This window comes from Shewanella sp. YLB-07 (assembly GCF_009377275.1).
This window is the reverse complement of record NZ_VOQB01000002.1, coordinates 351,924-365,335: the sequence shown is the minus strand read 5'-3', so window position 1 is coordinate 365,335 and position 13,412 is coordinate 351,924. Positions and strand designations below refer to the sequence as shown.

Genomic DNA, 13,412 nt, shown 5'->3' with positions numbered 1-13,412 from the left:
CGACCCTGAGGGCAAATCTGGGTTGAAGTTAAATCTTATGCTTCAATTGGCTTACGCCAGTCATCAGCACCAGAGGTACCGGCAGTGACGTGATCCCAATCAATCTTGCGATAAGCCATAGACACTGTGAGTAGCTGGGTAAAATCTGCTTTACTGCTGTCCTGGCAATGAGGCATATGACATTGAATGTCGATAATGGTGGCGCCTTCAAGCTTGGTGCTGAAGAAATGTTCCTGCTTACCCTCAACTGAGGTGCGGTACCACTTGAGCTCCACTTCTGAGATTTTCTCACCTGACGCCAGCGAGTTGTACATCAAAGGAACGGCTTTATTGAGTGCCACAGTGAACTTAAAGGGCTTGTGGATACGCTGACCAGAAGGCTGTCCTGATTGTGGGTCTGTAGGCACAGTGACAACATGGTCAAATTGCTGAACCAGCATCTCATCTTCATGACCTTCGACAAAAATGTCACCGACGGAATCGGCAGTGAAAGCACCTGCTGTAATGTGTCCCTGGGTCTGTCCTTTGATGGAGATATAACATGGAGTTGGCATTGGTTATTCCTTTATTAACAATAAATTAACGAGAGCGTGTGGTGGCCACCCGCTAATAAAGCAAACACCATGCCAATTGCATAACCCGATGAATTTACAGAACTCAGAAAAATGGGGGATGTTGAGTTGGGCAAGATATGGCCCAGACTTGAGCAAGATCTTGCCCTGCGGGCAATAAATGGCCCAGGTTTTCTGGTGGGAATATGAAGTAAGGGATTTAAAAGTATGATGATTACGAATATATAAAATCTTTAACTGCTGATTGAACTCCCTCAGCTTTCCACTTCCGAATGCAACTAAATAGAATAATCTGCTTTTCTTTAATGACCTCTGGTCATCTTAAGGTTAAAATCCCTCCGTATTTTTCACCCTTATTGATCGTCCGCTTTATCGCACTGACTTCCTCACCAGATATGATGAAGCAAGTTTGCGCTTCACGGCTAAACCTTCATGACAATAGACAAGCAAATGCATTCCCCAGAACATTGTTTTACCTCATTTAAAGCGTCAATCTCAGAATTTACTCTTCCGCAGCGTTTTACCTTTCCGTTTTATTATGAGCCTCATCCTCTGTGTCTGTTGGCCGCAAGCGAGTTGCAGCAACACCTAGAAAACCAGACTGATTGGCAACATAACTTTGGTCTGGAAAGCGACAATACTGATAGCTTAGGCAAGATGTTCGGTGTGCTGTTGGTGAAAAATCAGCAAGGTGAGCTAGGTTACCTGTCGGCTTTTTCCGGCAAGGTAGCGGATCAAAACCTGCTGCCACACTTCGTCCCTCCAGTATTTGATATGTTGGCTAAAGACGGCTTCTTTATTCCCGAGCAAGACAAGATAAACCTGATAAACGCTGAGATCACAGAACGTAAACGCGATCCAGAACTGGCGCATTTGCAATCTATGTTAGCCGATGAAACTCAACTCGCTGAAACGCAGATAGCCACCCATCGTGCATCTATGATTGAGAATCGTAAACAGAGAAAGGCGCAGCGTTTGGCGGGTGAATCCCTCGATGAAGACGCCCTCAAACTACTCGGTATTCAGATGAGTAGAGAGAGCGTGCAAGATAAGAACCGCTTAAAGGAGCTAAACGTCTATTGGGATGAACGACTGGCTGCCGCTAAGCTAGCCCATGGCCAAGTGAATAAACGCCTGTCGGCCTTAAAGCTTCAACGTAAAACCATGTCCGCCGCCCTGCAACAACGTCTGTTTGATGAGTATGGATTTTTAAACATAGAGGGTAAGCAGAGAAGCTTAGGTGATATCTTTAAAGGCACCATACATAAGGTCCCACCAGCAGGCTCAGGCGAGTGCGCCGCGCCTAAACTGTTACATTACGCCTTTAAACATGGAATGACCCCACTCGCCATGGCCGAGTTTTGGTGGGGAGTCGCCCCAAAATCGGAAATAAGACAACATAAGAACTACTATGGGGCTTGTCAGGGAAAATGTCAGCCAATCTTGGGGCATATGCTTGAGGGTCTAGCTACCGATGAAAACCCGCTACTGACCAATCCTGCCGAGGGTAAACAGCTCGAAATTATCTATCAAGATAGAGACATGTTAGTGGTCAACAAGCCCGCAGAATTCTTGTCTGTTCCGGGTCGAAACATAGATGATTCTGTATATTCACGAATTAAACTGCTTTATCCTGAGGCTACGGGCCCACTTATCGTCCACAGACTCGACATGTCCACCTCAGGCTTGATGGTAATAGCCCTCAACAAGGCGGCCAATAAGAGCTTGCAGAAGCAATTTATCACTCGCACCGTTAAGAAGCGTTATGTCGCCCTGCTAACCGGTGAATTAACCCAAGATGATGGTATCATCAGTTTACCGCTTCGCGGCGATTTCGATGATAGACCCAGGCAACTGGTATGCTTCGAACATGGTAAGCCAGCAGAAACCAAATGGCAGGTCATTTCTCGGCGCGATGGACGCACTAAAGTGCACCTATATCCCAAAACGGGGCGCACCCATCAACTTAGGGTTCATAGCGCTCACCCCCAAGGCCTTAACATGCCAATCGTCGGTGACGATCTGTATGGCAAGAAGAGCCAGCGATTACATCTCCATGCCGAGTTATTGGAACTCAATCATCCTACAACACGTGAAGCTATGAGTTTTAGCGTGGAGGCAGATTTTTAATCGTCATTGCTATGAGCTAACACGCACAAAAAAGGCTTCCCATGGAAGCCTTTTTTACGCTTTGCAATAATTAGCAAGGAGATACCAAGAGTCAGACCTTAATCAAGTCTCTGGCAGCATGGCTCCAGTTGAGGTGATACTTCTCACCCGCAGGCTTATCGGTGCGCTCAAACGTGTGGGCACCGAAGAAGTCTCTCTGTCCCTGTAACAGGCTAGCTGGCAAGGTTTCACAGCGATAACTGTCGTAATAGGCCAGAGCCGAACTGATACAAGGCACAGGAATACCTTTTAGTACCGCCGCCGATACAGCCTTACGCCAATCCAGTTGTTTCTCAGACAGGGCAATGCTGAAATCATCGGCCATCAACAAGTTGTCCAACTCAATGCCATCATTCGCTGCAGCTTGATAGGCTTGAGTGATAGATTGCAGGAACCTGGCTCTGATAATACAGCCAGCACGCCAGATTTTAGCAATTTCGGCGAAATTTAACGTCCAACCTCTGTCTTTCGCCGCCATGGCCATCAGCTGGAAGCCTTGTGCATAACAGGCAATCTTGGCGCAATAGAGGGCATTTTCAAGCTGGTCAATAAAAGCATCACGCTCATCAGCGGTTGGCTTTTCAGCCGCTGGACCTTTTAGCAGATGACTCAATGTCTGTCTCTGCTCTTTTTGGGTACTGACGGCGCGGGCATAGACGGCTTCGGCAATCGTTGGGGCGGGGCAACCTATCTGCAAGCTGCTAACCGCAGTCCAGAGTCCTGTGCCCTTCTGCCCTGCCTTATCGAGGATCATCGAAACCAGAGGCTTACCAGTAATAGGATCGGCCTGTCTCAAGACTTCCGCGCTGATCTCCATCAAGTAGCTATTCAGGCTGCCTTGGTTCCATTTATCAAACAGATCCGCAATCTCAGTCGTCGTCATGGCAAAGCCATCACTGAGTAACTGATAGGCTTCACAGATAAGCTGCATGTCAGCATATTCGATGCCGTTATGAACCATCTTCACATAATGACCAGAACCTGCCGGGCCAATATAGGTGGTACATGGCTCGCCTTCAGTGACCGGGTTTCCCGGCTCCTGACGCTCTATGGGCAAGCCGGTTTCGGCATCCACTTTAGCCGCAATCGCTTCCCAGATAGGTTTAATTCTATCCCAGGCCTTGATGTCACCGCTTGGCATCAATGATGGGCCGAAACGCGCGCCCATCTCACCGCCGGATACGGCGCAGCTGAAGAAGACAAATTTCTTCGAGTAACGCGCTTCGCGCTCGACAGTGTCGGTCCACAAGCTATTACCCGTATCGATAACGATATCATCAGACTCGATACCCGCGTCGATGAGTGCATTACACACACCATCTACAGGGGCCCCCGCTGGCACTGAAAGCACCAAGATACGCGGTTTTTCGAGGCTAGATAACATTTCAGAAAGATTATTACAGCCATTGATACGCAAAGGTACTTGGGCTTGCTTGCTGGCGGCGTGCTCAGATTTCTCTTGTTGCACAACACCTTGCACCTTGTCTGAATCTAGGTCAAACGCAGCGACGCTGTATTGGTTATCGGCAATATTAAGTGCAAGATTCTTGCCCATAACACCCAGTCCAATAACGCCGATATCATGTAATTTGGTGTGGTTTTGCATTGATTATATTCCGCAGGTCACAGAGATAATTTACCCTATCTTGTTATTGACTAAAACTCATTCCAGTCCAGAGGAAAGGCAAGAATATTAGCCCCTCTTTTATAAGAGGCTGCTCATCTAAGGAGCATAGACGATAGGTTATATTTTGGCGGAGATTATACAGACTTTGGTAAGTTAATTACTAGGCTTTACGCTTGAATGGCGAATTAGTTTCATGTTTATCAAAAAAACCTACAATGCTAAACACGTTAGCATTGTAGGATTTCCCCTCAGATTAGCAGGCTCACGCTTAAGCAGATCACACTAGGGAGTCCGCATAGCCCATGCGTGTAAGCGTATTGCGAACCAGGTCTAAAGTGTGGGGATCTTCGATAGTCGCCGGCATCTTATAACTCTGGTTATCGGCTATTTTCCTCATGGTCCCTCGCAGTACTTTGCCCGAGCGCGTCTTAGGCAGTTTTTGAATGACACTGACCAGACGAAAAGAAGCCACCGGACCGATCTGCGCTCTCACCAAGGCTATTAACTCTCGATGCAAGTCCTCATCACTTAAGTTTACGCCCTTCTTTAATACCACTAAACCCAGAGGCAACTGGCCCTTTAATTTATCCTCGACGCCGATGACGGCAACTTCGGCAACCGCCTCATGTTGACACAAGACCTCTTCGAAACGCCCGGTAGAGAGTCTATGACCGGCGACATTGATGATGTCATCGATGCGACTCATGATATAGAGATAAGCGTCTTCATCCATATAGCCTGCATCTCCGGTAAGGTAGTAGCCAGGATACATGGATAAATAGCTGTCGAGATATCGGGCTTCATTGTGCCAAAGCGTGGTAAGAGCCCCGGGTGGCAGAGGTAACTTGATCACCACATTTCCCGATTGGCCTGCAGGCACTATTTCCCCCTGCTCATCGAGCACTTCGACCCTAAAGCCTGGCACAGCCAGTGCCGGTGAGCCAGGTTTTACTTGAACCGGCGCAGTCCCCATCAAGTTAGCCGCTACGGGCCAGCCGGTTTCAGTCTGCCACCAGTGATCGATCACTGGTTTTTTCAGCCGCGCTTCGGCCCAGTGTAAGGTATCGGGATCGCAGCGCTCTCCCGCCAGAAACAGGGTTTTTAAGCAAGACAGGTCGACGTCCCTTAAGAAGTCACCATCTGGATCGTCACGTTTTATGGCGCGTATGGCGGTCGGAGCGGTAAAGAAACTTTTCACCTTGTACTTTTCAATTGTGCGCCAAAATATGCCGGGATCCGGCGTACCAATAGGTTTGCCTTCGAACAGGAGTGTGGTGGCGCCCATCAGCAAGGGACCATAGACAATGTAGGAGTGCCCCACGACCCAACCGACATCCGATGCGGCCCAGAAGGTATCGCCGGGAGCAATATCATAGATATGTTGCATCGACCACATGAGTGCGACGCTATGACCGCCGTTATCACGCACCACGCCTTTAGGCTGACCCGTGGTTCCCGACGTATAGAGCACATAGAGAGGATCGGTAGCGGCGACAGTCTGACAAGCTATGGCGTCAGCAGAAGCTACCGCAGTCTGCCAATCGCTATCCCGTCCCTCAACGAGCTCGGCGCTATATTGGCTGCGATTTAAAATGATACATTGCTCGACCTTATGCTGAGACTGAGCAATAGCGGTATCGAGCAAAGGCTTATAGGGCACCACGCCGGATGGCTCGACGCCACATGATGCGGATAAAATGAGCTTAGGTTTAGCATCATCGATACGAGCAGCCAACTCACTGGCCGCAAATCCACCGAAGACCACAGAGTGGATAGCGCCTAAACGAGCACAGGCCAACATGGCATAAGCCGTCTCCGGGATCATGGGCATATAGATGATCACCCTATCGCCCTTTTTAACACCATTTGCATGCATATAGCCAGCAAGACGACTCACTTGAGCCAACAACTCATCATAAGTAATGCCATACTCTGTATCCGTCACAGGGCTGACATACTGAATAGCGACCTGCATGCCCCGGCCTTGCTCCACATGACGGTCGACAGCGTTGTAACAGGTATTGCACTGGGCTCCAGAAAACCAAGAGTAAAGCGGCGCATGGCTCTCATCGAGCACCTTATCCCAAGGCTTATCCCAATGGACAGCCTTTGCCGCATCGCCCCAGAAAGACTCTGGCTCAGCGAGAGATCTGGCATGTAAGGCTCGATGAAGGTCTTGATTAGCTTGCGACTCTACTGCTTCTTTAGGTAACATTTCGCTACCTGACGTACGTTCCGACATCTCCATTGCTCTCCCCTAATACTGATCGGTATGAATCGCTGATATATTAATATTCTTACCTTGAATCCTTAGCCGATTTCTATACACATCTCTTACCGATACTCTGTATATAAAACAGCCAAACCAAATTCCATTATGCTGGCAGCTGCACCGATTCCCATTAGACTTTGGGATAAGCTTTAAGCTGTAAATCAACGAGTACCTAGTCTTAGATGTAGACTCCATGCGCTTAGGGACTCGCACCTCAAGCCTAGCCTCTCTAGTTAAGTGGCACATTTGCTTGACGCTCACCCGCGCAATTGAGATTAAAAATTCAATGTTCAAAATGGCCATTACCTTTACCTTTACGTAAACTTCATATATCGTTCTGGAAAAGTTAAATATTATGGTGTTTTTTATGAGTGAAAATCAGAGCCCCCAGACAACTTACTCTATTAGTGATCTTTCGAAAGAGTTTGATATTACGACGCGTAGTATCCGTTTCTATGAAGATCAGGGCTTACTTAAGCCTAAGCGTCGTGGGCAAACTCGCATCTATGGGCTAAAAGATAGGGTGCGTCTTAAACTGATCCTCAGAGGAAAACGTCTGGGCTTTTCACTCGCTGAGACTCGCCGTCTATTCGAACTCTACGATGCCGATAAGAACAGCAGCTCACAACTTCAAACCATGTTAGATCTCGTCGAAGACAAGAAATCGTCTCTACAGCAGCAGATGGATGACATCAAGGTCGTCTTGATGGAGCTAAATTCTGCCGAGCAGCAATGTAGGACGGCACTGGCACTCCAAGAAAAATAAACACCAGCAATGACAAACCCAAGTTATAAAGATTAGTGACCAACTAAAGTTACTAAGCAGAATACAAACAATAATAAAAATCTACTCATTAAAGATTTAAGAAATTGACAGGACACAAGCAATGACTCAACTCTACTCATCTCTTAATTTCGGCCTAGGCGAAGATGTCGACATGCTGCGTGATGCAGTACAGAACTTTGCCGCCAATGAAATTGCCCCCATCGCAGCAAAGACAGATGCAGACAACGCATTTCCTAATGATCTCTGGCCAGTGCTGGGTGATATGGGTCTGCTGGGTGTGACTGTATCTGAAGAATATGGCGGCGCCGAAATGGGCTATCTGGCCCACGTGGTTGCCATGGAAGAAATTTCCCGCGCATCTGCCTCGATTGGTCTGAGCTACGGCGCCCACTCTAACTTGTGCGTTAACCAAATTAACCGCAACGGTAATGCCGAGCAAAAAGCCAAGTATCTGCCTAAATTAGTCACAGGTGAGCACATAGGTGCCCTCGCCATGAGTGAGCCTAATGCAGGCTCAGATGTAGTATCCATGAAGCTGCACGCTCGCAAAGAGGGCGACAGATACATCTTAAACGGCAACAAGATGTGGATCACCAACGGTCCCGACGCTCAAACCTATGTCATCTATGCTAAGACAGATCTGGACAAGGGTGCCCATGGCATCACGGCATTTATCGTCGATCGCGACTCTAAGGGTTTTAGCACGGCGCAGAAACTCGACAAACTAGGCATGCGTGGCTCTAACACCTGTGAACTGGTTTTCCAAGATTGCGAAGTGCCGGCAGAAAATATACTCGGTGGCCTGAACAACGGCATTAAAGTATTGATGAGCGGCCTGGATTACGAACGTGTGGTGCTATCCGGTGGCCCCCTGGGAATTATGAACGCCTGTATGGATATCGTCATTCCTTACATTCATGAGCGTGAGCAATTTGGTAAGTCCATCGGACAATTCCAGTTGGTACAGGGCAAGCTTGCCGACATGTATACCGGCATGAACGCAGCTAAGTCTTATGTCTACAATGTGGCCAAGTCTTGTGACCGAGGCGAAACCACACGTAAAGATGCCGCCGGTGCCATTCTCTACTCCGCCGAGCTCGCCACTAAGATGGCACTGGATGCGATTCAGTTACTGGGCGGTAACGGTTACGTCAACGAATATGCTACGGGCCGACTCCTGCGTGATGCCAAGCTCTATGAAATTGGCGCCGGTACCTCGGAGATCCGCCGTATGTTAATCGGCCGAGAGCTGTTCAACGAATCTAAGTAGCTCCGCCACACACAGAGACGATGCCAATGTTCATTTGGCATCGTCATTTGACCTCAGTTTTGCTCAAAAGGATTGAAACCGTGACGCAACTTAGCAGTCGTATAAATTCCCGCAGCGATGAATTCAAGGCAAAACATGAAGACATGGCTGCCCTTGTTGAAGATCTTAAACTCAAGCTGCAACAGATTGAACAGGGCGGCGGCGAGGTTGCTCGTCAGCGCCATCTATCCCGCGGTAAGATGTTACCCAGACAAAGGGTCGAGAAGCTACTCGATCCCGGCTCGCCGTTTCTTGAGCTCTCTCAGTTCGCTGCCTATGAGTTATATGAAGATGTCATCCCAGCTGCCGGCGTTATTGCCGGAATAGGTCGTGTTAGCGGTGTCGAATGTATGATCATCGCCAACGATGCCACGGTTAAGGGCGGCACTTACTATCCTGTCACTGTTAAGAAACACTTACGAGCGCAGGAAATTGCCAGTCGCTGTCATCTGCCTTGTATCTATCTGGTCGATTCAGGCGGAGCCTACCTGCCCCGCCAAGATGAGGTCTTCCCCGACAGAGACCATTTCGGCCGCATCTTCTACAATCAAGCACAGATGTCAGCCAAAGGCATTCCTCAAATTGCCGTGGTCATGGGCCTATGTACCGCAGGTGGCGCCTATGTGCCTGCCATGGCGGATGAGTCCATTATCGTCAAAGAGCAAGGCACCATCTTCCTCGCTGGACCACCTCTGGTAAAGGCGGCAACCGGTGAAGAGGTCACGGCTGAAGAACTCGGCGGCGCCGAGGTGCACACTAAGATCTCTGGGGTTGCCGATCATTTGGCGCAAAACGATGACCATGCATTAGAGCTGGCACGTAAAGCTGTGACTCGTTTAAATCATCAAAAGACAATTGCAGCCCAGCTCAGTCCGGTAAAACCGCCTAAGTTCGATATCAATGAGCTCTACGGCATAGTCGGCACAGATCTTAAGAAGCCATATGATGTCAGGGAAGTGATTGCCCGTGTGGTCGATGACTCAGATTTTGATGAATTTAAGGCCAACTACGGCAACACCTTAGTCTGTGGTTTCGCCCGTATTCACGGCTATCCCATAGGTATCGTTGCCAACAACGGCATACTTTTCTCTGAGTCGGCCCAGAAAGGCGCCCACTTTATCGAGCTCTGTTGTCAGCGCAAGATCCCTCTCTTGTTCCTGCAAAATATTACCGGCTTCATGGTGGGTAAAAAATACGAGCATGAAGGCATAGCTAAGCATGGTGCCAAGATGGTCACCGCAGTGTCTTGTGCCAATGTGCCTAAATTTACCGTCATCATAGGTGGCAGTTATGGCGCGGGTAACTATGGCATGTGTGGCCGCGCATTTGAACCTACCATGATGTGGATGTGGCCCAATGCACGCATTTCTGTGATGGGCGGCGAGCAGGCTGCCGGCGTGTTAGCCACGGTGAAACGTGATGGTTTAGCCCGTAAGGGTGTCGAATGGTCAGATGATGAAGAGCAAAAGTTCCGTGCGCCTATCGTCGAGCAATACGACAAAGAGGGTCACCCCTACCATGCCAGTGCCCGCTTGTGGGATGACGGCATTATCGATCCGGCACAAACCCGGGATGTGGTGGGTTTAGCTTTATCTGCTGCGCTCAATGCGCCGATAGAAGAGACTAAATTTGGTGTGTTCCGTATGTAATGGCCTTGGCCATACTGACCGACAAGCCTGTATTGACTAAGCTGTGAGTGCTGAACCATGACGACACAATTGATAGAAGATTTTAAATACGTTTCATGCCAACTAACTAATGGCGTGGGACAGATGATCCTCAACCGAGCCGATAAGCATAATGCCTTCGATGAGGTGATGATCGGCGAAATGATCCAGACCCTCGAACATTTTGCTAGCAATAGCGAATGTCAGGTACTGGTGCTGAAAGCCAATGGTAAAAACTTCAGTGCAGGCGCCGATCTCAATTGGATGCGTAAGCAGGCCAAGATGGATTTCGAGCAAAACTTGTGTGATGCCAATGAGCTTGCCAAGTTGATGTCGACCTTAGATAAATTCCCCAAACCCACAATTGCCTTAGTCCAGGGGGCAGCATTTGGTGGCGCATTAGGGCTTATCTGTTGTTGTGATATCGCCATTGCCAATGAGCGAGCCAGTTTTTGCTTAAGTGAAGTCAAACTCGGACTCATCCCGGCGGTTATCAGCCCTTATGTGGTACGCGCCATGGGTCAACGAGCCTCGCGTCGCTACATGTTGACTGCCGAACGATTTACTGCCGAAAAGGCACTGGGTCTACAAGTCATTCACGAGATTAATGACGATCTAGAGGCCGCCGCCGAGCCGATTATCCAAGCCCTGCTCGCTAACAGCCCACAAGGCATGACATGGGTGAAAACCTTGCTGTCTCGCCTCGAAGATGGCGTTATCGATGACGCGACTCTAGAGCATACCAGTGAACGAATCGCAAAAATTCGGGTATCAAATGAAGGTCAGGAAGGCTTAAATGCCTTCTTCGACAAGCGCAAGCCAAGCTGGAGCAGCACTCAAATCGATTCAAAAAATATCAGTGCGCAAGGAGCCAAATAATGTTTAGCCAATCCTTAATAAAAAAACTATTAATTGCTAACCGTGGTGAAATCGCCTGTCGTATCATCAAAACAGCCAAGGCTATGGGCGTTCGCACCGTGGCTTTATACAGCGACGCCGACGTCAATGCCCGCCATGTGGCATTAGCCGATGAATCCTTTTACTTAGGTGGCAGCGCGCCGGCAGACTCTTATCTTAAAGCCGATCTGATCATAGATATCGCCAAGAAGTCTGGTGCACAAGCCATACACCCGGGATACGGTTTCCTCTCAGAAAATGCCGAATTTGCACGAAAATGTGAGCAAGCAGGCATCATTTTCGTCGGCCCTACTGCCGATGCCATCGACTCCATGGGCAGCAAGAGCGCCGCAAAAGATATCATGGGGGCGGCAAATGTGCCGCTAGTCCCTGGTTATCATGGTGATGCCCAAGATGATGCCCTGCTCGTCAAGGAAGCCAACAAGATGGGCTTCCCCTTACTGATCAAGGCAACCTATGGCGGTGGCGGTAAAGGCATGCGTATCGTCGAGACTAGTGCTGAAGTATTGGAAAACATTCACTCTGCCAGACGTGAAGCCAGCTCCTCTTTCGGTAACGACAAACTCCTGATGGAGCGCTACTTGCGCCAACCTCGTCATGTAGAAGTACAAGTCTTCGCCGACAACTATGGCAACTGCATCTATTTGTCAGATCGCGACTGTTCAATTCAGCGTCGCCATCAAAAAGTCGTCGAAGAAGCCCCAGCCCCAGGCCTGAGTGACGAACTCAGAGTCGAGATGGGTGAAGCAGCTGTCGCGGCAGCCAAAGCCATCGACTATCGCGGCGCAGGCACCATAGAATTTCTACTCGATACCGATAACAGCTTCTATTTTATGGAGATGAATACTCGTTTGCAGGTTGAGCATCCGGTAACTGAGATGGTCACAGGTCAAGATCTGGTTAAATGGCAGTTAATGATAGCCAGCGGTAGTCACTTACCCTTGAAACAAGATGAAGTGCGTATTCATGGTCACTCATTCGAAGTACGTATCTACGCCGAAGACCCGCAAAATGACTTCCTGCCCGCCAGCGGAAAGCTTAACTTCCTGCGTGAACCAGAGCAGAGTAAGTTTGTACGAATCGACTCGGGCATTCGTGAAAACGATGTGATCAGTAACTTCTACGATCCTATGATCTCTAAGCTTATTGTGTGGGACGAGACTCGCCCACGAGCATTACAACGTATGGTCCACTCCCTGGAGTCATACCAGATCAGTGGCTTGAAACACAATATCGAGTTCCTGGCTAACATCACCGAGCATAAAGCCTTCAGCGATGCTAATTTCAGCACCGACTTTATCGAGCGCTACGGCGATGAACTTATCGGCCGTAGCTTATCTGCGTCGAACGATGAACAAAATTCCTTAGCCTTAGCGGCGCTCTACCAACTCTGCGCCCGTAAAGTCGCCGCTAAAGAATGTGCGGTGAACAGTCATGATCCTTACTCTCCTTGGGGTACTGTGAGTGGATTTAGGCTCAATAGCAACAGTATCCACCAGGTCTCACTGCTGGACGATAAGCATCAAGTTCAACATTTAGAAGTCAGTGAAATGATGATTGCTGGTCAGTCTGTCTATCAGGTTCAAATCGATGACAAGGCTTACGTGCTAAAGGGCGAGCTCATCGATGAAATGCTTCACGCTGAGATTGCCGTTAAAGACGAGCATGACAAGGCTCTAGCTATCAAGACATCCGGTCATAAAGTGAAAGTGCCGGTCAGCCAGGTTGAAGAAGACTTCACCCTCTTTATCAATGCCACCAGCTATCATTACCGTGCGATTCAGACTGAGCTTGTTGAAGAGCAAGAGTGTCTCGAAGATAAGCTCAAGGCGCCGATGAATGGCACTATCGTGACTCACCTAGTCAACAAAGGTGATGCCGTAACAGCGGGTCAAGGGCTGATGGTGATGGAAGCGATGAAGATGGAATACACAATTGAATCTCCCTTTGATGGCGTAGTTAATGCGTTCTTCTTCGAGCCAGGCGAATTAGTCACTGATGGCACCATATTAGTAGAAGTCGAGCCAGCTGAGACTGAAGAGAAAGTAGAAGGGAAAGCATGAAGATGACTCATGTAATACATGCAACTGA

The 13,412-nt window shown here is 48.8% G+C and carries 9 protein-coding genes; 6 read left to right on the top strand and 3 right to left on the bottom strand.

Going from position 1 to position 13,412, the window contains the following annotated elements; all coding sequences use genetic code 11:
- Window positions 1–35: 35 nt before the first annotated feature.
- Complete coding sequence (locus FS373_RS05470; protein ID WP_144047429.1) at window positions 36–554, bottom strand: Hcp family type VI secretion system effector; 519 nt, start codon at window positions 552–554, stop codon at window positions 36–38.
- Window positions 555–1,022: 468 nt separating this feature from the next.
- Here FS373_RS05470 and FS373_RS05465 point away from each other — a divergent pair, with 468 nt between their 5' ends.
- Complete coding sequence (locus FS373_RS05465) at window positions 1,023–2,702, top strand: RluA family pseudouridine synthase (protein ID WP_144047430.1); 1,680 nt, start codon at window positions 1,023–1,025, stop codon at window positions 2,700–2,702.
- A gap of 91 nt (window positions 2,703–2,793) precedes the next feature.
- On the opposite strand, the gene gndA is transcribed toward FS373_RS05465, so the two are convergent.
- Both gndA and FS373_RS05455 read right to left on the bottom strand, forming a co-directional pair.
- Window positions 2,794–4,347: an NADP-dependent phosphogluconate dehydrogenase gene (gene gndA, locus FS373_RS05460; protein ID WP_144047431.1), complete on the bottom strand. Its 1,554-nt coding sequence runs from the start codon at window positions 4,345–4,347 to the stop codon at window positions 2,794–2,796.
- Window positions 4,348–4,645: 298 nt separating this feature from the next.
- The gene (locus FS373_RS05455) at window positions 4,646–6,583 is read right to left on the bottom strand and encodes a propionyl-CoA synthetase (protein WP_152829090.1); all 1,938 of its coding nucleotides are present in this window, start codon (window positions 6,581–6,583) and stop codon (window positions 4,646–4,648) included.
- Between the two features lie 424 nt (window positions 6,584–7,007).
- On the opposite strand from FS373_RS05455, the gene FS373_RS05450 reads away from it, so the two are divergent.
- The 5 genes from FS373_RS05450 (at window position 7,008) to FS373_RS05430 (ending at window position 13,384) form a co-directional block, all read left to right on the top strand.
- Window positions 7,008–7,406 (top strand): MerR family transcriptional regulator, encoded by a 399-nt coding sequence (locus tag FS373_RS05450; protein ID WP_144047432.1) that lies wholly within the window; start codon window positions 7,008–7,010, stop codon window positions 7,404–7,406.
- 121 nt (window positions 7,407–7,527) lie between these two features.
- Window positions 7,528–8,697 carry an isovaleryl-CoA dehydrogenase gene (locus FS373_RS05445; protein WP_144047433.1) on the top strand — a complete coding sequence of 390 codons (1,170 nt, stop codon included), beginning with the start codon at window positions 7,528–7,530 and terminating at the stop codon, window positions 8,695–8,697.
- An 80-nt stretch (window positions 8,698–8,777) separates the two neighbouring features.
- Window positions 8,778–10,385 (top strand): carboxyl transferase domain-containing protein, encoded by a 1,608-nt coding sequence (locus tag FS373_RS05440; protein ID WP_144047434.1) that lies wholly within the window; start codon window positions 8,778–8,780, stop codon window positions 10,383–10,385.
- A 57-nt stretch (window positions 10,386–10,442) separates the two neighbouring features.
- Entirely contained in the window at window positions 10,443–11,282 is an 840-nt protein-coding gene (locus FS373_RS05435; RefSeq protein ID WP_144047435.1) for an enoyl-CoA hydratase-related protein, read from the top strand.
- The gene (locus tag FS373_RS05430; protein ID WP_152828890.1) at window positions 11,282–13,384 is read left to right on the top strand and encodes an acetyl-CoA carboxylase biotin carboxylase subunit; all 2,103 of its coding nucleotides are present in this window, start codon (window positions 11,282–11,284) and stop codon (window positions 13,382–13,384) included. The genes FS373_RS05435 and FS373_RS05430 overlap by 1 nt, the downstream gene beginning before the upstream one ends.
- The last annotated feature ends 28 nt before the right edge of the window (window positions 13,385–13,412 follow it).